General features: G+C 48.8%; 17 protein-coding genes and 1 pseudogene. 10 read left to right on the forward strand and 8 right to left on the reverse strand.

Annotated elements, in window-relative coordinates:
- Nucleotides 1-30: 30 nt before the first annotated feature.
- Genes OGH69_RS03885 through OGH69_RS03895 form a run of 3 tightly spaced genes read right to left on the reverse strand, consistent with a single transcriptional unit; the run spans nt 31 to nt 1,478 of the window.
- Nucleotides 31-642, reverse strand: a complete 612-nt coding sequence (locus tag OGH69_RS03885) for an FAD-dependent oxidoreductase (RefSeq protein ID WP_265173137.1) — start codon at nt 640-642, stop codon at nt 31-33.
- A 1-nt stretch (nt 643) separates the two neighbouring features.
- Complete coding sequence (locus OGH69_RS03890; RefSeq protein ID WP_265173138.1) at nt 644-844, reverse strand: hypothetical protein; 201 nt, start codon at nt 842-844, stop codon at nt 644-646.
- Between the two features lie 58 nt (nt 845-902).
- The gene (locus tag OGH69_RS03895; RefSeq protein WP_265173139.1) at nt 903-1,478 is read right to left on the reverse strand and encodes a MarC family protein; all 576 of its coding nucleotides are present in this window, start codon (nt 1,476-1,478) and stop codon (nt 903-905) included.
- 210 nt (nt 1,479-1,688) lie between these two features.
- On the opposite strand from OGH69_RS03895, the gene OGH69_RS03900 reads away from it, so the two are divergent.
- The 6 genes and pseudogenes from OGH69_RS03900 to OGH69_RS03925 all read left to right on the forward strand — a co-directional run bounded on the left by OGH69_RS03900 (nt 1,689) and on the right by OGH69_RS03925 (nt 7,590).
- Nucleotides 1,689-2,276, forward strand: coding sequence for a DUF3109 family protein (locus OGH69_RS03900; protein WP_265173140.1), 588 nt, complete (start codon nt 1,689-1,691; stop codon nt 2,274-2,276).
- 656 nt (nt 2,277-2,932) lie between these two features.
- Nucleotides 2,933-3,073 (forward strand): annotated as a pseudogene (locus OGH69_RS03905) (DUF3109 domain-containing protein); the annotation flags it as partial.
- A 246-nt stretch (nt 3,074-3,319) separates the two neighbouring features.
- Entirely contained in the window at nt 3,320-4,297 is a 978-nt protein-coding gene (locus OGH69_RS03910; protein ID WP_265173141.1) for a ribonucleotide-diphosphate reductase subunit beta, read from the forward strand.
- A 71-nt stretch (nt 4,298-4,368) separates the two neighbouring features.
- The gene (locus OGH69_RS03915; RefSeq protein WP_265173142.1) at nt 4,369-6,786 is read left to right on the forward strand and encodes a ribonucleoside-diphosphate reductase subunit alpha; all 2,418 of its coding nucleotides are present in this window, start codon (nt 4,369-4,371) and stop codon (nt 6,784-6,786) included.
- Between the two features lie 20 nt (nt 6,787-6,806).
- A complete protein-coding gene (locus OGH69_RS03920; protein WP_265173143.1) occupies nt 6,807-7,355 on the forward strand; it encodes an RDD family protein in 549 nt (182 codons plus the stop codon).
- 1 nt (nt 7,356) lies between these two features.
- A complete protein-coding gene (locus tag OGH69_RS03925) occupies nt 7,357-7,590 on the forward strand; it encodes a hypothetical protein (RefSeq protein WP_265173144.1) in 234 nt (77 codons plus the stop codon).
- Between the two features lie 16 nt (nt 7,591-7,606).
- Here OGH69_RS03925 and pbpC read toward each other — a convergent pair whose 3' ends face one another.
- The 4 genes from pbpC to OGH69_RS03945 form a co-directional block, all read right to left on the reverse strand.
- Complete coding sequence (gene pbpC, locus OGH69_RS03930) at nt 7,607-9,952, reverse strand: penicillin-binding protein 1C (protein ID WP_265173145.1); 2,346 nt, start codon at nt 9,950-9,952, stop codon at nt 7,607-7,609.
- 295 nt (nt 9,953-10,247) lie between these two features.
- Entirely contained in the window at nt 10,248-10,493 is a 246-nt protein-coding gene (locus OGH69_RS03935; protein WP_265173146.1) for a hypothetical protein, read from the reverse strand.
- An 84-nt stretch (nt 10,494-10,577) separates the two neighbouring features.
- The gene (locus OGH69_RS03940) at nt 10,578-16,136 is read right to left on the reverse strand and encodes an alpha-2-macroglobulin family protein (protein WP_372339329.1); all 5,559 of its coding nucleotides are present in this window, start codon (nt 16,134-16,136) and stop codon (nt 10,578-10,580) included.
- A gap of 579 nt (nt 16,137-16,715) precedes the next feature.
- On the reverse strand, nt 16,716-17,159 hold the full coding sequence (locus tag OGH69_RS03945) for a nucleoside deaminase (RefSeq protein WP_265173147.1): 444 nt from the start codon (nt 17,157-17,159) through the stop codon (nt 16,716-16,718).
- 89 nt (nt 17,160-17,248) lie between these two features.
- On the opposite strand from OGH69_RS03945, the gene OGH69_RS03950 reads away from it, so the two are divergent.
- The 4 genes from OGH69_RS03950 (at nt 17,249) to OGH69_RS03965 (ending at nt 21,178) form a co-directional block, all read left to right on the forward strand.
- On the forward strand, nt 17,249-17,509 hold the full coding sequence (locus tag OGH69_RS03950) for a hypothetical protein (RefSeq protein ID WP_265173148.1): 261 nt from the start codon (nt 17,249-17,251) through the stop codon (nt 17,507-17,509).
- A complete protein-coding gene (locus OGH69_RS03955) occupies nt 17,506-18,132 on the forward strand; it encodes a hypothetical protein (protein WP_265173149.1) in 627 nt (208 codons plus the stop codon). Before OGH69_RS03950 ends, OGH69_RS03955 begins: the two co-directional genes overlap by 4 nt.
- Nucleotides 18,133-18,412: 280 nt before the next feature.
- Entirely contained in the window at nt 18,413-20,182 is a 1,770-nt protein-coding gene (locus OGH69_RS03960; protein WP_265173150.1) for a 1-deoxy-D-xylulose-5-phosphate synthase, read from the forward strand.
- Nucleotides 20,183-20,227: 45 nt separating this feature from the next.
- Complete coding sequence (locus tag OGH69_RS03965; RefSeq protein WP_265173151.1) at nt 20,228-21,178, forward strand: DUF3078 domain-containing protein; 951 nt, start codon at nt 20,228-20,230, stop codon at nt 21,176-21,178.
- A gap of 429 nt (nt 21,179-21,607) precedes the next feature.
- Here OGH69_RS03965 and dgt read toward each other — a convergent pair whose 3' ends face one another.
- Nucleotides 21,608-22,951: a dGTP triphosphohydrolase gene (gene dgt, locus OGH69_RS03970; protein ID WP_265173355.1), complete on the reverse strand. Its 1,344-nt coding sequence runs from the start codon at nt 22,949-22,951 to the stop codon at nt 21,608-21,610.
- Nucleotides 22,952-23,399: the final 448 nt, after the last annotated feature.

The following is a 23,399-nucleotide window of genomic DNA, read 5'->3' on the forward strand; positions in this document are numbered from 1 at the left end:
GATTAATATTTGGCTGAAAATTACAATTGATTATTTAGAACGCGTACTGTCATGATATTGCGTCGGGATGCCGTTATTCCATAGCGTCATGATATCGGTAGCTACAGATGCCCCGCTGCCGGCAGCGATGGCAAGCTGGCTGCGGTGCCCGGCAAGTGTACCCGCTACATAAATGCCTTCGGCAACCAGGTGGTCGTCGTTTTTCAGTTGGATACGGTTCTTTTCGGGGATTGCTTTTTTGTGCGGGATAACGTAGTCCATAAGGCTTTCGATGGCAAAGGTATTTGCCGATCCTATTGCCACGACAACAGCTTTAGCCTGGTAAGTGTTTTTATTGGTGACAACGGTGAAATTACCTGCTATGCCATCAATACGCATCACTTTTTCATTGGGTATCTGCTCCATTTCAGGATACTGGGAGGTGAGCTGCTCCAGGCTTTCGCTCATCAGGTCGCTGCCTAATTTTCCGGGAGGTACCCCATAGGCATTCCAAAAGATTGCGTCCTGCAGCATTGATGCTTTCTGGTGGGTAAGTATGCCGGCCCTTTTGCCTTCAGCATAGGGTTTTTTAAGTGCGGAACCGATGACTAGCGCACAGGAAACCCCCGATGCGCCACCGCCAATGATAAGGACATCGAACATATTAATGGTTCCTTGTTTTTTCTTCGATGTTCTTTGCCAGCCTGAATATTAAAAGGATGCATATGGCGCACAACGACATTACGATGCCAGCAAGTGCCGCAAAGCTGTTCCCTTCGGTAAGATTGTTGAAATCAAGCTGGGTGGCATTAAAGATGATAAGCCCAAAAGCGAGTCCTATCAGCGTGTAGATAAAAATTTTCATATAGCTTGTGTTACTTATATGGAAAGGTTTTCCGGATGTGAAATTATAAAATTTAATATTAAATGAATAATTGTTTAACATTAGCCGCGAATAATTTAACAGCTATTGCTAACAGTACCACCCCGAATACTTTTCGTATGACACCCAGGCCGTTATCCCCCAAAAGCTTCTCTATTTTTGATGAAGATTTCAGTACGATATATACCAGGATTACATTGATCACTATGGCAATAATGATATTTATTTTTTCGAATTCGGCACGTAGCGAAAGTATGGTAGTCATGGTTCCGGCCCCTGCAATAAGCGGGAATGCTATGGGTACAATAGACGCCGTGCTGGGATTGTCCTCTTTATAAAGCCGTATGCCGAGTATCATTTCGAGGGCCAGGAAGAACAGAACGAAAGATCCCGCCACGGCAAACGAGTTGGCATCGATACCAATGAGCTTTAGTATCTCTTCACCCACAAAAAGGAAGGCAATCATGATGACCGTGGCAACAATCGATGCTTTTTCCGATTGGATATGGCCCAGTTTGTTGCGCAGGTCTACTATTATGGGAATGCTTCCAATAATATCGATCACGGCAAAAAGCACCATGGTTATTGTGAATATCTGCTTCCAGTCAAAACCCATGACAAATGATTTTAGGGACTGCAAAAGTATTGCATATATTTGGTATCAGTGCTAATTTCCAGTTAAATTTTGGGAGGGGTTTAGCTACATATGCCTATATGAATTTTGCAGGGAATTAGGTAGATTACACAAATTTCCGCATGATATTTCAGGTGGCCTCAAAATTGAGGAAAATTAGCGTAATTCGTGGCTAAACCGTATCTTTGCTCCATGTTTCAACTGGGAAAAACAATAGTATCCGAAGATATTTTAGAAAAGGAGTTTGTGTGCAATCTTTCGGCATGCAAAGGAGGGTGCTGCGTGGATGGCGATGCCGGCGCGCCGCTGAATGAAGAGGAAACCAAAATACTGGAGGCTATTTACCCTAAGGTAAAACCGTTCCTGCGCAAGGAAGGGATAGAAGCCATCGAAAAGCAGGGCACATGGGTGAAAGGCACCGATGGAGAGCTCGAAACACCTCTTATAGATAATAAGGACTGTGCTTATGTCATTTTTGACGGGCAGACTGCCCTCTGCGGCATCGAGCAGGCGTATAACCAGGGCATTGTCGACTGGAAAAAGCCCGTTTCCTGTCATTTGTACCCCGTACGCGTAAAAGACTTTACTGAATTTGCCGCTGTCAATTACGACCGTTGGGATATTTGCAATCCTGCCTGTGCCCTGGGCAAGGAACTGGAGGTGCCGGTATACAAATTTGTAAAGGAGGCACTCATCCGCCGCTTTGGCAAAGACTGGTATGCCGAGCTGGAAAAAGTTGCGGCCGAACTAAAAGACAACCCCGTACAGAGACGCCGTTAAAAAGGTGTTTTAGCCCTTGTTTTACTGCCTGTTTCGGGTAAAAATCAATAAATTTATGCTTTATAATAATTTGATTTTCAGGAGTTTGTCAAATTAATAAATCTTTAACAGTTGGTTAAGGGTTGTTAAAAACTATACCCGATTGTGAATAAGTTTGGCTTTCATTTTCTCATTCAAATGCCAATCTTTGTATCCATGAGTGCCAAAAAAAATGGCCCTGTCAGTTTGAAAGAACTGTGGGCCAAATTTAGGAAACTCGCTCCATCAATTTATGCTTTCTCACGGCTGGTAATTGATGTTGCGATATTATTTACCGAAAGGTAGAATAATCATTTTTGAACCGTCGCCTTGTGCGGCGGTTTTTATTTAACATCATTTAAACATTCTAAACAGTGTTAAACAGTCATGAACGTTGTTTTACAAATATAGAGACAACAACAACAACAATAACACAATAATTAAAATTTTTGGACATCGTCGACAAATAGAGAAATACCAGTAAAATAAGTAGTTGAAACAAGTAATTGTTGATATGTTGATAAATTTATTGAAGAAGATAAAACATTTGCAGTAGAAAATAAATCAGGTACTAATGGTTTTAATAGTATAAATGATGCAAATGATACAAATGGTACAAAACAAAATAACTTGATAACTCCTTAATTAAAGTACTGGAGGTACCGGTATACAAATTTGTAAAGGAGGCACTCATCCGCCGCTTTGGCAAAGACTGGTATGCCGAGTTGGAAAAAGTTGCGGCCGAGCTAAAAGACAACCCCGTACAGAGACGCCGTTAAAAATGGTGTTAAAGCCCTTGTTTTACTGCCTGTTTCGGGTAAAAATCAATAAATTTACGCTTTATAATAATTTGACTTTCAGGAGTTTGTCAAATTAATAAATCTTTAACAGTTCGTTAAGGGTTGTTAAAAACTATACCCGATTGTGAATAAGTTTGGCTTTCATTTTCTCATTCAAATGCCAATCTTTGTATCTCCCCCGTAAGACAAAACATCGTTACACAATATAATAAAATTCAAAGCATTATGTCTGCACCAGAGCCGATATTGACCGAAAATAAAAACAGGTTTGTAATTTTCCCCATAAAGCACCATGATATATGGGAATGGTATAAAAAAATGGAGGCCAGCTTCTGGACAGCAGAAGAAATCGACCTGCACCAGGACCTGAGCGACTGGAATACAAAGCTGAATGATGATGAGAAGTACTTCATCAAGCATATTCTTGCATTTTTTGCGGCATCGGATGGTATCGTGAACGAGAACCTGGCCGAGAACTTTGTGAACGAAGTCCAGTACCCGGAGGCGAAATTCTTCTACGGGTTCCAGATCATGATGGAAAACATCCATAGTGAGACCTATTCACTCCTTATAGATACCTATGTAAAGGATGAAGCGGAGAAAGACCAGCTGTTCCACGCCATTGAGGTGTTCCCTGCTATCAAAAAGAAGGCGGAGTGGGCGCTAAAGTGGATTGAGTCGGACTCTTTTGCCGAAAGGCTCATTGCTTTCGCAGCGGTGGAAGGAATCTTCTTCTCGGGTGCATTCTGCTCTATTTTCTGGCTAAAGAAACGCGGCCTGATGCCGGGTCTAACTTTCTCTAATGAGCTGATATCGAGGGATGAGGGTGTGCATTGCGATTTTGCGGTACACCTGCACAACCACCACCTGGTAAATAAAGTGCCAAAAGCCAGGATAAAAGAGATTATTGTGGATGCGTTGAACATTGAGCGCGAATTCATTACCGAGTCGCTTCCTGCCAGCCTTATCGGGATGAACTCAACCCTGATGATACAGTACCTGGAATTTGTCGCCGACAGGCTGTTGGTAGAGCTGGGCTGTGAGCGACAGTATAACTCCGGTAACCCGTTCGATTTCATGGATATGATCTCGCTGCAGGGCAAGACCAACTTTTTCGAGAAAAGAGTGTCCGAATACCAAAAGGCGGGCGTGCTCAACAAAGAGGGCGATTCGCAGAAGATCAGCTTTGATGCCGATTTTTAATTAAGACTTACTAAACCGACCAATAGGCGCGGGATGGCGCGCCAATTATTAACTTTTTAAAATGTTGCCTTATGTATGTAGTTAAAAGAGATGGAAAAAGAGAGCCGGTGATGTTCGATAAGATCACGGACAGGATAAGGAAATTATGCTATGAACTGAACGAACTGGTAGATCCGGTTAAAGTGGCAATGCGTGTTATTGAAGGACTGTATGATGGCGTGACCACATCCGAACTGGATAACCTGGCGGCAGAGACCGCTGCTTCCATGACGGTAACGCACCCTGATTATGCACAGCTGGCAGCCCGTATTGCGGTATCTAACCTGCACAAAAATACTAAAAAGTCGTTCTCGGAAACGATGTACGATATGTACCACTACGTAAACCCGAGGACCGGCCAGGAATCGCCGCTGCTTTCGGACGAAGTGTATGAAGCCATTATGGCCAATGCAGAGATCCTTGATTCTACCATCATCTACAACAGGGATTTCAATTATGATTATTTCGGGTTCAAGACGCTGGAGCGCTCATACCTGCTTAAAATAAACGGACAGATCGTGGAGCGCCCGCAGCACATGCTGATGCGTGTTTCCGTGGGCATCCACCTGAACGACATCCAGTCAGCCATAGAGACTTATGAGCTGATGTCTAAAAAATACTTTACCCACGCTACGCCTACGCTGTTCAATTCAGGAACGCCAAAAGCGCAGATGTCATCGTGCTTCCTGCTTACCATGAGGGACGACAGCATCGAGGGTATTTACGATACCCTGAAGCAAACGGCGATGATCTCGCAATCGGCCGGTGGCATAGGTTTGTCTATACATAACGTAAGGGCTACGGGCTCGTACATCCGCGGTACAAACGGTACTTCCAACGGTATAGTGCCGATGCTCCGCGTATTCAACGATACCGCGCGCTATGTAGACCAGGGTGGCGGAAAACGCAAAGGAAGTTTTGCCATCTACATTGAAACATGGCATGCTGATATCTTTGACTTCCTTGACCTGAAGAAGAACCACGGTAAAGAGGAGATGCGTGCGCGCGACTTGTTCTATGCGATGTGGACTTCCGACCTGTTCATGAAGCGTGTGCAGGACGATGCGCACTGGACACTGATGTGCCCTAACGAATGCCCTGGCCTATACGATGTATATGGCGACGAATTCGAGGCATTATACCATTCATACGAAGCAGCAGGAAAAGGCCGCAAAACCATCAAGGCGCGTGAGCTTTGGGAGAAAATCCTTGAGTCGCAGATCGAGACAGGAACACCATATATGCTGTATAAGGATGCGGCCAACAGGAAATCGAACCAAAAGAACCTGGGTACCATCCGGTCATCTAACCTTTGTACAGAAATCATGGAGTACACTGCCGCCGATGAGGTAGCCGTGTGTAACCTGGCTTCGATATCACTACCGATGTTCGTGGAAAACGGCCAGTTCAACCACCAGTACCTGTACGATGTGACCAAGCGCGTAACACGCAACCTGAATAAGGTGATCGACAGGAATTTCTACCCCGTTATAGAAGCAGAGAACTCCAACATGCGCCACCGTCCGGTAGGGTTGGGCGTTCAGGGGCTTGCCGACGCGTTCATCCTGATGCGCCTTCCGTTTACCAGCGATGAGGCCAAAAAACTGAACCAGGAAATATTCGAAACCATGTACTTTGCTGCCGTGACCGCATCGATGGAAGAGGCAAAAGTAGACGGGCCATACTCTACCTTTAAAGGTTCGCCGATATCCCAGGGCGAGTTCCAGTATAACCTTTGGGGACTGAAGGATGAAGACCTTAGCGGACGTTGGGACTGGGCTTCGCTTCGCAAAGAAGTTATGGAACACGGCGTGCGCAACTCGCTGCTTATGGCACCGATGCCTACCGCTTCTACATCGCAGATACTTGGAAATAATGAGGCATTCGAGCCGTATACATCCAATATATACACCAGGAGGGTACTTTCGGGCGAATTCATCGTGGTGAACAAGCACCTGCTGGAAGACCTTGTAAACCTTGGCCTCTGGAACGAAAACCTGAAACAGGAAGTGATGAGGAACAACGGTTCCATCCAAAACATCGAAGGTATTCCTGACGATATTAAAGAACTGTACAAAACGGTTTGGGAAATGAGCATGAAGGATATCATCGACATGTCGCGCCAAAGGGGCTACTTCATCGACCAGTCGCAGTCGCTTAACCTGTTCATGGAAGGCGCCACGTTTGCCAAGCTTACCTCAATGCATTTCTACGCATGGCAGAGCGGCCTGAAAACAGGCATGTATTACCTGAGGACCAAGAGTGCTGTGGATGCCATCAAGTTTACGCTTAACAACGACAAGAAAGCCGAGCCTGCACCAAAAGCGGCAGTACTGGCAGACGGCGTAGCAGTGGAAGCCGATGCACCGATGGCCGTGAGCGAGTTCCAGGCAATGCTGGAGCGCTCCCGCAACGCCGACCCGGAAGATTGCGAAATGTGCGGATCTTAATCAACAAACACAAATAAATTATGAAGGAGCAGCTTAGTTTGCTCCTTCTTTTCTTTTATATAATGAACTATAATACAACAGTAAAAATAGACAGTAGCATGTTGGTTCCATGGCATAAGAGGTTGCTGAACCTTTTGATTGATGTCGCTGTCCTGATTTTAATTTTCATAGCCATAGGTTTTATTGGTGTAATAACTTCCTTTTTAGGTAGCGATGCTATCCTCATTTGGTTCGAACAGATTGACGGACTTACTGATAGGATAGTTACTACTTTGGTGATGTCGGCTTATCTTTTTATAAGCGAATTCCTCACACAGAAAAGCATCGGTAAAATGATTACTGGCACAATGGTAGTAATGCAGGATGGCTCGAAGCCTACTGCAAAGGCAATTCTCATAAGGGCGCTTTGCAGGATAATATCACTTGAAGCGTTGTCGTTCATCGCAAAAATACCCAGGGGATGGCACGATACCGCTTCTAATACTTATGTAGTAGACGCTAAAAAATACAAAGCGGCATTGGAGATTAAAAATTCATTTGAGGAAATAGGATCAACACAATTACAGTAATATGTCCAAAGAAGATAAAGCCATTTATACCGGCACCATAGAAAAAGACGATGCAGGCAACTACCATTGCGGCGAATACCTGCTGGACTACCGCATGGTGGAAAGCAAATTCAAGATTGGCGATAGGATCACGATCAAATCGGTCATTGAGAACCCGAGCGATAAAAGCTACGCACAATACCCTATGAAGTCGAAGGAATTCGTGTTGGCCGACAAGAAAAAATTCCTGAAATAGAGGGATAGTGTGGGTGCTATTCCCTCACAATCTCCACGTTCCTGCGTATCTCATTACCAGCCTCATCGATTACCGTAATAACGTAGCTCCCTGTGGCAGCCCCTACCGGCATTTCATGGAAAGTATGGGTCTCGCCCAGATATTTATTCCCGAGATACCAAAACAGCCGGGCATCCGCAGATGTGTGTGCCGCTTTCAGGATTACGGGCTGTACCACCCCGTTAAAGTCTTTGGCGAGGTAAATTTTGCCATCCTCTTTCGGGTAAATGAAATCCATGTATGTTCCGCCCTGACCTTCGCAATCACTGCGGAATGGCGGCAGGGTGATATAATCCATGTGTATTTTCCGGTAATACCATTCCTGCACCGGCGGCAGTACAAACCACGTTTTGGTTACCATGTTGTCCACACTTTCGCAGCTGCTGTTTACCCGGTAGCCTGCCTGGTCGAGGTGCACGGTCTTGTGGTTGGTGCAGGCAGTGGTTTTCCTGCCGTTCAGCGGGATCCATTGCTTAACCGTTGGGCAATGCTCGCCTGCCAAATGCCCGCTCATGCTACACACTTCGGCTTCTTCAAGATCGTTGTAGGGTGTGGCAAACCATTGCTGCTTCGGCAATAGGTTGAATACATCAAAAAGTATAGGCGCCGCGCTGCCCACACCCGTAAGAGAGGGCCTGCCTTCGCCGGATGCATTGCCTACCCACACGCCCACGACATATCTCGGATTGGTGCCAATGGCCCACGCATCGCGGCTGCCAAAGCTAGTTCCTGTTTTCCAGGCAATCTCCAGTGAAGAGTCGTAAAAGCGCCATGCCTCATCGGCCTGCGGGCGGTTCACTTCCTTCATGGCATTATAAGTCAGCCATATTGCCCCTGCACCCAGCTCGGGCTTGTTGTACACCTCCCTGCCAAATTCGCGGGTCACGCTGCTGTCCCAGTTCAGTTCCGCAAACTCTTTCGTTCTGTATTTGGCCTGGTGGGTATTGAAGTAATTGAGCGTGGCGCTCATCCCCGCGTAGGTGCGGCACAGGTCCCAAAGGTTCGATTCCGCACCGCCCAGAATAAGCGACAGCCCGTAATGGTTGGGGCTCTTATTGATGTCGCGCAACCTGAAATGCTGCAGCTGCTCATAAAAACGGGGTACGCCAAACTCCTTCAGCATCAGTACCGAGGGGATGTTCAGCGAGCGTGACAATGCTTTTTGCGCAGGCACGGCACCATCGTAGGTCAGCTCGTGGTTTTTGGGGCTGTAACCTGCAATCTGGGTGGGGATGTCGGCAACCAGTGTGTTCGGCAAAATTTCCCCGGCATCCAGCATCGAGGCAAACAGCAATGGCTTCAGTATGCTACCCGTACTCCTCGGCGCGGGAATGATGTCTACGTCTTTCTGGTGGTTGCGGTCGGTAGGCGCGTTGCCCACATAGGCAATAATGTTGCGGGTTTCCACATCCACCACCATGATGGCGAGGTTGTACACTTCCGTCTGCCTATATTCCTGGTAATAGCGTGCCGCTATCTGGTTCACGCGGTTTTGCAGGTTGGTATTTATCGTGGTTTTTATGCGCTGGCCATCCTTTTTCCTGCCGATGTTTTGTAGTAAATGCGGTGCGCTTTGGGGCAGGTCAAAAGGCTTGCCTGGCAGGTCTTCCTGAAGCGAAAGCTCATAGGTTTGCTTATCGATGATGGCTTCATCATAGAGCTTTTTCAAAAGCCTGTCCCGCTTGTCGCGAAGCTCCTGCTGGTTGCGCCCCGGATAGATAAGCCCGGGAGCATTGGGCAATACCGCCAGCGTGGCACTCTCTGCCCACGACAGCTGGTGCGGCTGCACGCCAAAGTAGCGCCACGCCGCCATTTCAAGTCCCACGACATTGCCACCAAAAGGAGCGTGCGCGGCGTACAGGCCGAGTATCTCATCCTTGCTGTGGCGGGTTTCGAGCCGTGCGGCGAGTATCAGTTCCACCACCTTCTCGAGGTAGCTGCGTTCTTTGCCCTCGCGCGAAAGGCGTATCACCTGCTGCGTGAGCGTACTGCCTCCGCGCACCACCTTTCCGGCATCATGGTTTTGCTTCATGGCCTTTACTATCGCCACGGGATTAAACCCCGGATGGTAATAAAAATGCTGGTCCTCAAAATGCACAATGCACTGCCGGAACTTATACGGCACACTGTCCTGCGCCGGGAAACGCCATTGCCCGTCCTTTGCGATGCGAGCCGCAAGGAGGTCGCCCTGCGCGCTTTCAATCACCGTGGAGTACGGGTTTTCGAACAGCTTTCGCGGTAAGGAAAAGTAGAAGGCGATTAGGAATATGAGGGTTATGATAATCCTTGCCTTGTTATCTTTAATCCAATGGGGGATTTTCATCAAAAGATATTTAATAAGTCTTAGGAACGCGACTCGTATGACGCACAGAGATAATGTACATAACTTCTTCTATTTTGTAAGATATCCTGTAGTGAAAAATCTCATAAGCGCGGATACTTCCGTCATTGAATGATTTATATATATCCAAAGGATAAATTTCAGGGCTGATTTTCAATATCAAAGATGATCTTTTAACCTGAACAATGACGCTATTAGCTATCTTTACGGATTTTGTAGTATTGTAGATATATTCATATTATGTCACCCAGCTCTTGTAAAGCTCTATGTGTCCATACTATCTTTTTCCCCATCTTTTGATAATTTCATCTACTTCCTCCTCGGTAAAAACATCATTGCTTTTTATTTGTTCCAATGAAATATCTAATTCCCTGTTGTATTGCTCAATAGACATCGGTTCCGATGCTATTGGAAGCCTTGTGTGGTGATATGTTTCGATCGCATCTTCCACAATTTTTAGCAAAACCTCATCTGCGTCAGTAATTTCCCTTAGGAGTTTTTCTCTTAATCTGTAAGCTTCCATAACAATTGCATTGATTATCAAATATACAAATAATTAAAGCACCGTGTCATTTCAAGAAAGAAGGATGACACGGTACTCAATATCTTACTTCACCACCTGTACCCATTGCCCCTTAGTCCTTGCCAGGAACGAGTTGTCGTACATCGCCTCGCACTGCACGCCCGGCAGGTAGTAGCTGCCCGGGTAGGACGCGTTGAGCAAGATGCGGAACACCTTTGTCTCATTGTGCTTCAGCGAGAAGTAGAAGTTCGTCCTGTCGTCGCGGATGTCGGTATAATCTACCTTGTTCTCGGCAAAACTGCCGAAGTCGGTAAACCTCGTGTTCACGATCTCCCAGCCCGACGGGATGATCTGCGTAAGCGCCACATTATCCACACTTTCGCCCTTGGTATTGCTTATAGTCACCTCGGCTACAAACTCCGTACCCTGCGCCAGCGACGACGGGTTGATCACCTTGCCGCCCCTGTCCTTAAACACAATGCCGGTCCTCACGCCTCGTTCTTCGGTTTGCTCCTGGCCTACAGGCAGTATGCCGCTGTACACCACCTTCACATATAGTGTACCCTGCTTGTTGTTTCTGAGGGTCACGCTGTTGTTGGCGCTTAACTCCAGGGCCCTGTCGGCAAAGGTTTTATTCGTCTTGATTGCCTGCGTTTTTCCTTTGTTCGTATAGGTTATGTCGATGCCTTTCGGCCCGTTCGACTGTGCAAATTTCGACATCGCATACAGGCAGTAGGCCGTGGTTTGCGTGCTCATCCATTTGTTGGATGACATCTGCTGTGCCAGCTTGTTCGCCATCGCAAAGGCCTTTTCCTTTTGGCCCAAAACGATGAGCGTTTCCAGTGCCATGGCACGGTTGCGCTCCGGCGATCCATAGTAATAGTAGCTGTATTCGCTGTCGTCTTCCAATACGCTTTGGTTCAGTAACGACTGTCCCGTGCTCTTCTGCCCGGCGATTGCGTAGGCCGCGGCCAGCCTCAGTTTCGACTCGTTCGAGATGCCATGCGTTTCCCTCAGCCTGTTCATGGACGACAGGTCCGGTGAACCTGCCAATGCCAATGTATACAGTCGGTAGGCCTGCGCAAAATCGTTGTGGTAACCCTGGGCGTACCGCCACTGCCTGGCGTTTTTCTGCTGGTATTGCAGCCATTGTTTCTTCATGTTCAGCGGCAGCGCATAGCCTTTCTTCTCAGCTTCCACAAGGAAATGTCCGGCGTAGCTCGAGCCCCAGTCGTCCGGGTTGCCCTGTCCCGGCCAGTAGGCAAAGCCGCCATCGGCTACCTGGAATTGTGACAGTTTTTGTATTCCTGCTGTAATGTTCTTCTGTATTTTGGTTTTGCGCGCCAGGTCAATATCGGCTATGTCGGCCAGATAGAGTTGCGGGAACACGCCCGATGTGGTTTGCTCCACGCAGCCGTGCGGGTACTGTATCAGGTAATCCAGCCTGCGGTTGAAGTCGATTGACGGGAACGACGACACCTCCAGCCCGGCTTTGTTGCTGCCGGCCACGCCAAACGAGGCCCAGTCGATCCTGCCCGACTGCCCCGGTTCGAGTACGATTTCCTTATAGGTGGTCGTAACCGGGTTCGGGTTCATGATATCGAGCTCCACATCGTAGCTTGCCTTTTCCTTACCCGATGTCGCAGTGACGGTTACCTTACCGATGCCTGTAAGGTCGGCCACTTCCAAATCGAAGTATGCCACCTTCTCGTCCGGCCTGGCAAAACTTACGCTTTGTGTCGACTTGCCGATAACCCTGAAACCGTTGTTGGCCTTTACCTGCAAGGTCACGTTCTTCACATGGTTTTCCATGGCGAATACGGTTACCGGAAGCGTCACTTTTTCCTTCGGCGTTACCTTCCTCGGAAGCGAGGCCAGGAGCATCAGCGGGCTGCGAACCGGCGTTGTTTTTTCGGCCATGCCGTAGGCATCCATGTCGGCATTCGCGGCCACCACCATCGTCCGTACCGAGCCTACATATTTCGGCAGCTTAATTTCGTGTACCCTGGTCTGGCCTGCGCCAATGGTATACGGCCCAAGGTAGATCACGACAGGCTTGAAACGGTTGGCCTTCTTGGCCTTGCCGCCGCCCATGTCGGCGTCACCCCCAATGCTGAATACCTGGTTTACCTGACCGCCATACGCGCCTATCACGTCGTCATAAATGTCCCATGTTTTCACGCCCAATGCCTCTTTTGCATAGAAGCTGTCCCACGCATTCGGGGTCTTAAAGCGGGTCAGGTCAAGCAGCCCGTCATCCACAATGGCAATGGTATAGGTCATCGCCTTTCCGTTATTCTCGCCCACTTTTATCGTGGTTTTTTGCTCCGGTTTCAATACGGCGGGCATGGTTATCTGCGGCTGCAGTATTGTATTTTTGTCCACCACTTCTATCGGCACGATGCCATACAGGCGTATCGGCGAGTCGTTCAAAGTCGTTGCGTGCGGCTGTATCAGCGTGATGTGTATGTACACATTCGGTGCCAGATCCGGCGTTATCGGGATGGTTACTTTCGTTTCTTCTTTTTGTGTCGGAGCCCAGTAGGTTTTCACTACTTTCGACCCGTTTTCCAGCGATACCAGGGCCCTGCCGCCCTCGCTCGACGGGAATGATATCGTGGCTTTTTCGCCTACGGCATATTTCTCCTTGTCGGTGGCAAACATCAGCATGGCCGCCTCTTCGCCGCCGTTGCCACGCGAACGCCCGGACCACGACGGGTAGTCGATAAGCACCGTTTCGCCTGTAGAGTGGCCCCCTTCCAAGTCGGTAACACGCACCAGGTAGCGGCCCCATTCCTCCTCGTCGGCAGTAAAGGTGAAGTTGCCTTTTCCGGAACCATCAGTAACGATCTGCCTTGCAAATACCGGCGTATTCGAAGTTGCCGAACTGTAGCTGGACACATCATCGTTCGAGGCATCCCACCACCAGCGCCAGTCTACCTTATATATTTTTATCTCGAGCCTGCGCCCGGCTTTGGCCTGTCCTTTGTCGTTTACGGTAGCCACCTCAAACCTGTTGGATTTGCCTGTTTCCAGCATGCCGTATTTGTTGGGCTGCGGTTTTTTGAGCCCCACATACGTTTCATAAGGCGAGTAGCTTGCGGTTACCACATCGGTGCTTACATCCCCGCCTTTTTCGTAGGCTTTGGTGATGATGGCTGCCTTCAGCATGCCCGGCGCACGCGACTCCAGGCGTGGCTGGAGTGTTACCGTGGCATTACCGTTGCCGTCCGTTTTACCGGAATAAACATTCACTTCTTCCGAGCTGAAACTTTGGGTAGGGTCGTCAAACACGTAGTTGAAGTAGTTTTTGAATTCCGTTTTCTGCTTCAGGAATTTGGCCTGCATCTCCAGTTTCAGGTCTTTGGCCACCGCGCCGTGCAGCCATGCTACCTGTACCGTACCCGTATTTTGGGCCGATGCCAGTATGGTTTTCCCCTCCAGGCTGTTCTTTATCTTCAGCCTGTTGGGCTTGATGGTCTCGATCTTGATCGATTTGTAAAAATGCGCCCCACCGACCGATACCATCGCCTCCCAGTTGCCCGTAGGCGCGGCCTGCTGTGTAGGGACCACGAACTTAAAGTGGTTTTTACGGTCGTAGGTCTGCATGGCCTGGTACATCATCTTGCCATTCGGGTCGCTCAGCTTCAGCTTTATCGGGTGCGATGGCGGCAATTTGGCCTCCTTGTCGTTCAGGATAAAGCCAATGAACAGGGTATCACCCGGGCGCCATACGCCCCTCTCGCCATAGATGTAGCCCTTGAGCCCTTTTTGCAGTTCGGTGCCGTCCACGTCGTAGTTGCTCAGCGAAAGCGAGTTGCCGTCCGAAAGCTTTACATAGGTGGTATTCGTACCTTTTTTAATGATGGCGAAAAACGGCTTTTTGTCCGAATTCAGCATGAGTATCCCCTCACTGTTGGTCGTTCCAGAAGCGAGTTTTTGCCTTTGGTAATTGAACAATTCCACGCTTGCCCCCGCTTCCGGTTGGGTGGTGGTAATGCTGGTCACCGCAAAGAAAAAGCTGTCGTTTTTGCCCTTCTTGGCAATCACGCCCAGGTCGCTCGCCAGTACGTTGGTCTCGATCTGCCTGTCGTAAAAATATGAGTTGCTGCACGGGTTTTCGCGCTCCTGCCAGTCGTAATCGTAGTAGTAATAGTCGTTGTCGCCGTCGTCGTATACCGAGAAGTCTTCCTCTTCGTCCTCCTCATCTTCTTCCGGCTCTTCGCTCTGCTGTGAGGTGTCGCTTTCGTCGCATTTGTATAGCGAATAGGCCTTTTTCATCGACATCTCGATGTGGTAGATTGCGCCCGGTTCCGGTTTGATTATCTTGGAAAGGTCGAGCGCAAAAGAGTTCCATTTGCCGTAATTCAGCGTTTTATTGGTATTCAGCACCAGTTTGGTTTTCGCTACCGGAAGCGCGACGTTACGCAGGCCATAGCCGCTTTCTATCTCATTGTCCTGCAGGAACTGCATCACGTTGTTCTCGAATATGCGGTACACCTTCACATCCACGGCGCTCAGGTTGACCGCCTGGAAGTTGATTTTGAGGTTGCTCGATGCCGGCAGTATCGTACCGCTTTTCAGGAATTTTACCTGTGGCTTCAGCTGCTCGAATACCACATTTTCCTTGTGGGTAACCTTGGTTTTAAAGCCGTCTTGGCTTTCAATGCCCTGGAATATCTCGATGGAATACATCCCGTTCAGCGGATCCGGGAAGAACACTTTCAGCAGGTTGCCGTCTACAGCATATTTGAGGTTTTTAACGTCGTCCACTACGGTTATGCCGGTGTCATTTTCCTCGCCTGCCTGAAGAAAATGCTGTACTGCCACAAGCCCGGAAAAATCCTGGTCGCGGCGTACAGGGTCGGAAAAATTGATGAGCAGTGTTTGGTTATCGCTCTCCGAGGCCTGTAAATTCAGCACCTTGAAGTTATCCTTGCCGGGGATGTCAAATTCGTCCGAACCTTCTGTCTCTATGTCGAAAGGCTTGCCGTTCCAGAAGATTTTCACCTTGCTGTCGTGGGCCTTGCGCTGTATGCTGTCGATGACAAAGCCAAACTCGCTGCCGCCTGCCGCGCTGCCTTCAAAGCGTACGGGCAGTTTTTTGCCTTCCTGTTCAGCTGTTACCAGCTTTTTGGCGATGGCCATGTCGAGGTAGTCGCTGGATTTCAGGTTCGCGTTCAGGTACTGCCAGTCACGATTATAGGATTGCAGGTCGCGGGTAACCACAAGGAAGTCCTGCTTTTGCGTCTTTACCCGAAAGTTGAAATCGGCCAGGTTTTCCGGCACGTTCATGAATTTGGAGAGGTGCAGCGTCACATAATATTCGGTGTCCTGCTCCAGCCTTTTGGTGGGGCGGAAGGCAAGAATATTGCCTTCGAGGAAAAATACCTTGCCGTCAACCTTTGGGGAAACCGAGAAGTAATTGCCGTCGATCTCCTGGCCCACCTGCCATCCTTTTTTAGCGGAAGCAAGCCCCACCTGTATGTCGGCCTTAGTTGAAATGATACCCGATGAAAAGCTGGAAATGTACTCCCTGTATAGGGTAAAGTCTGAATCAAAATCTTTACCTGATTTTTTGGAGCAGGAATGCAGGATCAGTGTGATAACTGTGAGGTACAGCACCAGTTTCATGGTTTTCATGGTTGGTTTTGGTTTTCGGTTAACGGATTAATTATGTGGTCCTTATCTGACGCTATAACTAAGAACACATTATAAATATTGTAATAAAATTACAGAATATTTATAAGGAAAAGTAAAAATTTTCTTAAATATGTAATTTGATGGTTTTCAGAGTATTGCTTAGGTGTTTCCACTCTTTCCCATCAGTCCTCACCCCAGCCCTCTCAGGTCGCTTCGTCATGCTTCCTCGCGATGACAGAGGGTGACGGTACGTAACACTCCTGCCGGAAATACACTTCGCTATTAAAAACGTGCTTTTTTGTCATTTTGAGCGCAGCGCAGCGGAGCCGAAAAATCTCAGATTACCGCAATTGTGAAGCGGATGTGGAAAGACTGCTTCGTGCCTCGCAGTGACGGTATTGAAAAAAAGTACGAATGTAAAACGTGATTCTCTGTCATTTTGAGCGCAGCGCAGCGGAGTCGAAAGATCTCAGGATATCGTTATTCCACTTGAGATTTCTCCTATCGTCGAAACCTAACGAAGTGGTTCAGCGAAGCTAAATGACGGAGCGCGTGAAAATGACAGACCCGCGGTCCGTGCTACTTCCTCCTTTGCTTGAAAAAATCCTTAACCAGGTTACCGCATTCTTCCTCCATGATACCGCTTTTCACTACGGTTTTCGGGTGTAGTTTTCCTCCCATGGCACGGTAGCCGCGCTGGTCATCCGCAGCGCCAAAAACCACTTTGGAAATCTGGCTCCAGTACAAGGCCCCGGCGCACATCTGGCAGGGCTCGAGGGTAACGTAGAGGGTACAGCCCGTAAGGTATTTCCCTCCCAGGAAATTGGCCGCCGAGGTAATGCCCTGCATCTCGGCATGGGCAGTCACGTCGTTGAGCATTTCGGTAAGGTTATGGGTACGGGCAATGACCTTGTTATCTACCACGATGACGGCTCCCACGGGTATTTCGCCCTTATCAAAGGCGGCCTGCGCCTCCTGAAAGGCTTTTTTCATGAAATACTCGTCGGTGAAAATGTTTTCCATAGGGCAAAAATACGATTATAGATGAAATTTGCGAGGAAGCATATCATTTACCACAAGTACAGCGTTATACCTTTACAAACCATACCATTATGAAACACTACCTGATTGCTTTTTCGCTTGTTTCCGGACTGATTTTCCTGAGCTGCGACGATACCGATGCGTCTTTCCTGAATGAAGCAAATGTTGCCGATAGTCTCGGCCCAAACATCGATTCACTTGTTTATAGCGACAATGTTTACCTCCCTATTGACACTATCTGGGCACCGACTGACAGTATTTATTTTCCGATAGATTCCATCACATTTCCCGGCGATACCATTGTAATTGATACCACAGCATTCAACCCATGAGCCACCGCATCTCCATCCCAAAACCCTGCCACGAAGACTGGAATGCGATGACACCCAATGAGCAGGGACGTTTCTGCGGGCTTTGCGCCAAAACCGTAACCGACTTTACAGGCATGAGCGCATCGGAAATTCAAAGCTACCTGCTCGAAAACAGTGGGACAAAGGTGTGTGGGCGGTTTAAGTCGACCCAACTGGACACTATCACCATTACCATCCCCGAAAGGGTGCTGTATTCGCAGACGAAGTTCAGGAATATCTTTCTTTTGGCGCTACTCCTAACGATGGGCACAACGCTATTCAGCTGCAAAGACAAGAATCAGACGATCGGGGAGATACAGATAGTAAAACAGGACAATACAGCTACAGTAATTGACAGCGTAAAACCCGCGTGCAATGATAAGCATGTGCTTGGTAATGCCGTACGCGATTCAACCAATTCTGTTGAGGTAAAAATGCCGGAATTCCATTTAACCGGTGCCGTTGCGGTCGACCCTGTACCACCACGATTGGATAGGCATACACTTGTTGGAGAAGTCACCCCTATAGTTGAGAAAGATTCGGTACCTGTCAAAAACAAGGAGGTCCATCTTACCGGATTAACCAGAATAGATACTATCCCGTAGAGTCGTCAAATGCAGGGCGGAATTCTGTGTCATTTTGATCGCAGCGCCGCGGAGTCGAAAAATCTCAATTTGGTAAGCAAGGAAAGACTGCTTCGTACCTCGCAGTGACGGTGGGGGAAGAAAATCTGAATGTAAACGTATTTCCGTGTCATTTTGAGCGCAGCGCAGCGGAGTCGAAAAATCTCATGTTTTCGTTATTAGGTTGAGATTTCTCCACTCCGCTGCGCTGCGGTCGAAATGACAGCATGCGAATCCATCCAAATATCGTAATTTTGCCTACATGGCAGGCGAACTACTCCCACATATCCAGTATCCATCCGAACTGAGGAAACTCAGCCCGCAACAGCTGCCGCAACTGGCACAGGAACTGCGCGAATTCATCATCGACATCGTATCGGTAAAGGAAGGCCACCTCGGCGCGAGCCTGGGCGTGACCGAACTGACCATTGCCCTGCATTATGTGTTTAACACCCCTGAAGACCTGCTGGTGTGGGATGTGGGCCATCAGGCATACGGCCACAAGATACTTACAGGCCGTAAGGATAATTTCGATACCAACCGCCAGCTCGGGGGTATCAGCGGGTTCCCCAAACGCAGCGAAAGCGAATACGATACCTTTGGCACCGGCCACAGCAGTACCTCCATTTCGGCGGCATTGGGCATGGCGATTGCCTCTAAGCTGAGAGGTGATAACCACAAGGTGCACATTGCCGTGATAGGCGATGCCAGTATCGCTTCGGGCATGGCGTTCGAGGGACTGAACCATGCGGGCGTAACCGATGCCAACCTGCTCGTGATACTCAACGACAACGCCATAGGTATCGACCCCAGTGTAGGCGCGCTGAAAAACTACCTGACCGAGGTAAAGGAAGGCCGCAACCCCCGCGACAACAACATGATCAGGTCGCTCAACTTCGACTATTCCGGGCCGATAGACGGGCACGACCTGCCGACACTTTTAAAAGAACTGGAACGCCAGAAAACCCTGAAGGGCCCGCGCTTCCTGCACATCATAACCACCAAGGGCAAAGGGCTGAAACAGGCCGAAGAAGACCAGGTGAAGTACCACGCGCCCGGCAAATTCGACAAGCTGACCGGTGAAATTTTGGCCATAGCCGACGAAGGCCTGCCGCCGAAATACCAGGATGTTTTCGGGCTGACGCTGGTAGAACTTGCTGAACAAAATGAAAAGATTATAGGCATCACGCCCGCCATGCCCTCGGGCAGTTCGATGAAGTTCATGATGGAGGCTTTCCCCGAAAGGGCCATCGACGTGGGCATTGCAGAGCAGCACGCTGTAACCCTCGCCGCAGGGATGGCCACGCAGGGCATGACGGTATATTGCAACATTTACTCCACCTTCCTGCAACGTGCTTACGACCAGCTGATACACGATGTGGCGCTGCAGGACCTGCCTGTCATCTTCTGCCTGGACCGTGCCGGGCTGGTAGGGGAAGACGGCGCTACACACCACGGCGTGTTCGACCTGGCGTACCTCAATTGCATCCCCAACCTTATCATTTATGCGCCCCTGAACGAAGTGGCGTTACGCAATATTTTATACACGGCACAGCTTGGCCCCGACCACCCCATAGCCATACGTTACCCGCGCGGCAGGGGCGAAAGCACCGACTGGCAAAAGCCGTTTGAAAAGATTGAGATAGGGAAAGCACACCAATTGCGAAAAGGCTCGAAAGTAGCGATACTTTCTACAGGCACTATTGGCAATGATGTGGCAAAGGCATTGGCAAAAACACAAAATGCAGGGCTGTTCTCGCATTACGATTTCGGGTTCGTAAAGCCGCTGGACGAAGCCCTGCTGCATACGGTTTTCAGTACTTATGAAAGTGTCATCACCGTAGAAGACGGCGCTGTTACGGGAGGCTTTGGCAGCAGCATAGCGGCATTTTCGGCTACTAACGGTTATTCGTTGAAAATAAACATTTTAGGTGTTCCGGATGCATTTATCGAACAGGGAACCGTTGCACAATTGAAACAATATTGTGGTATTGACGTTATTTCCTTACAAGATATTTTTTCAGCTTATTGAAATTGACGAATTTTGCACCGCATTTCCACTAAAAGTCTATTACAAATGAAGATTAAAGCCTACATTGTAGCCCTGTTGTTTATTGTATTTACCCAAGTTTCCAAAGCGCAGGTACTCATCACGACAACGCTGCCTGATTCCATTACCTACTGGGAACGCACCAATGCACTGGGCCTGGATGTAAACCAGATATCATTTGTCAACTGGAATGTGGGTGGTAACAACTCGGTGTCGATACTGGGCAAGGCCCGTTTTGCAAGGAATTACCACCGCAAAAACGTGAACTGGGATAACGAGCTTATCCTGAAGTATGGCCTTAACAGCCAAGAAGGTCAGGAGACACGCAAGACTGACGACCAGATCCAGCTCAACTCGACCTTCGGCTACCGCAGGGACACGGTTTCGAACTGGTACTACAGTGCCAAGTTCAACTTCCAGACACAGTTTGCCAACGGTTACCAGTACCCCAACACCACCGACGAAATTTCGGGGCCTTTTTCCCCGGCTTACATTTTCCTGGGGGTTGGTAGCGAATACATCCGCAAGGATATTGGGCTGAACGCCTACTTCTCGCCACTGACGAACAAGACGACGCTTGTGCTCAACCAGACCCTTGCCGATAAGGGTGCCTTCGGGGTGGATGCCGCTAAAAAGGATGCCGAAGGAAACATTATCGAACATGGTAAAAAGTCACGTACCGAGGTAGGTATACTGCTTACCAATAACATAAAAAGGCCGATATTCAAGAACATCATCCTCGACCACAGGCTCACGCTCTATACGGATTACATCAACAATTTCGGGAATGTGGATGTAAACTGGCAGCTGCAGCTTGACATGACGGTTAATGAATATGTGAAGGCCAACATCGGTACGCACATCATTTACGACGACGATGTGAAAGCCACCGAGGAGGTTGCCGGCACTGTAGTGCAGGTAGGCCCGAAAATCCAGCTGAAGCAGATGCTGGGCGTAGGGTTGAGCTATACGTTTTAGGCTACTTACAATACCGTTTCAAAATACAGATCCATCAGTATTGCCATTGGCTGCTGATGGATTTTTTTTGTGCCCGGATGGGAAGGTTTTTCCTTTTTGAGGCAGCCCATTTTATGGAAACAGGGGTATTTTAAGGGGTAAACAGGGGTATTTAGTATACCCTTTAGGGAAGCCTGAGATGATTTTAGGTTGCCTCCCGGGGTATTTTAGGGTATAGCCAATAGGATTTTAGGGTACGTTTGGGCGAAAACCGGGATTTAGAGTAAAACCGGCAATTTCTACGTAATTTATATGTCGCTCTTACGGAACTTTTGTTGGTACCCTTTTACATTTTTGCTATAAACTACGTTCCACTCCCGGGACTCATTAGCCCGCGTATCCAATACCCAACGATCCATTAGGTACAATCATCAGTTCTCCCCGTTGGGTTTAGTGGGCGGTTCCCGTAATCGTATTGTACAACAGCACCGCCTTGCCGTCCGTCAGCGTCGAAACAAAATGGCAGATGTGCAGCAGTCGGTCGTAGAGGCTCATTTTCTCGGTGACGAACTTCTCGGGCAGGAGCTTCAGTACCAGGTTGTCGTAGTTGCCGCCGTTGCCGTCGAACTTATTGTTATAGGCCGTGCAGAAGGTATCCAGCAGGGTAGCGATGATGCGGTAGCCGATCACTTCCTTTTCCACCACCTCGCGGCTTTGGTAGATGTTCTTTACGCTCAGTTTAATGATGTCGTTCATCTGGGCGGTATATTTGCCCTGGTCGGTAAGCGCATGCGGGTATTTGCCGGCAAGGATGGCCTCCTCATTTTCCAGGAATACATTCACCGCGTCGCTTATCAGGCTGCCGATGGCCAGTGCGCGCAGGTAGCCCAGGCGGTCTTCCTTGGTGGTAAGGGTGTTGTATTTGTCGCGGTCGATAGTGTCCTTCACCAACTTGATTAGGTATTCGAGGGCGAACTCCTCCTGGATCACGCCGAGGTTGATGCCGTCCTCAAAGTCGATGATGGTATAGCAGATGTCGTCGGCTGCTTCAACCAGGTAGGCCAGCGGGTGGCGCTCGTAGCCGATGTCGCTGCCGGTTTTGTTGGGGATCATCCCCAGTTCCTTCGCTACATCCTGCACGAATTCCTTATCGCACTGGAAGAAGCCGTACTTTTTATCGGATATGTTGCTTGTCGGTTTCTTGGGTAGCGACTCCTTAGGGTATTTCATGAATGCACCGAGTGTGGCATACGTCAGCCTCAGGCCGCCATCTACGCCGGGGCGCGATGCCGTGAGCAGGTTGAACCCGTTGGCATTGCCTTCGAAATCGATGAGGTCCTGCCACTCTTTATCGGTAAGCTGCCCTTTGTATTGCTGTCCCCTGCCGGTCTTGAAATATTCGCCGATGGCTTTTTCGCCCGAATGCCCAAAGGGCGGGTTGCCGATGTCGTGCGACAGTGCCGCAGCGGCCACGATGGCGCCAAAGTCGTTCATGTGGTAGCCGTGCACTTCGCTGAGGTACGGGTGCTTTTCGATGATCTTTTTGCCTACGAGCCTGCCCAGCGAGCGCCCCACCACCGAGACCTCGAGGCTGTGTGTAAGGCGCGTATGCACGAAGTCGGTTTTGGAGAGCGGTATTACCTGCGTTTTGTCCTGCAGGCTGCGGAAGGCCGAGGAGAATATGATACGGTCGTAATCCACCTCAAAGCCGAGACGGGTATCGTCCTGTTCCTTTCGCAAGCGCTTGCTTGTATCGCCCTGCCTCTTGAGTGACAGGAGCTGTTCCCATTGCATCATCTATTTCAGATTGTAGATTGTAGATTTCAGATTTTGCCAATCAGGCCGGATATTGGGCTTTGGCTGGCATTCGTACAAAAATACCTATTTCGGGTTAAAAACAACAGGCAGGTTAAAAAACTAATCAGGGAGTTATAAACCGGATTTATCCCGGGGTGCATCTCCAACGAAATTAATTCCCTACGGGAAAATAATGTACGGCGTAAAATTTTTCTACCAAAATATATTCCCTAACGGGAAATATCAGCATCTAAATTATCCCGTAGGGATTAAATTTCGGTAGAATTAATGACATGATGGTTGGTTTTCCCGTTAGGGAATTAATTTCGGTTTCTCGATAGTTTGGGGAGGGGGAGAGTTTTATTCGATTCGGAATTTGAAACCACCCCGCCCGCCGCGGCGGGCACCCCTACGGGGGAGGGGGAGTGCTGTACAAACCGGAATG

This window comes from Flavobacterium sp. MFBS3-15 (assembly GCF_026107645.2).
Classification (GTDB): Bacteria; Bacteroidota; Bacteroidia; order Flavobacteriales; family Flavobacteriaceae; genus Flavobacterium.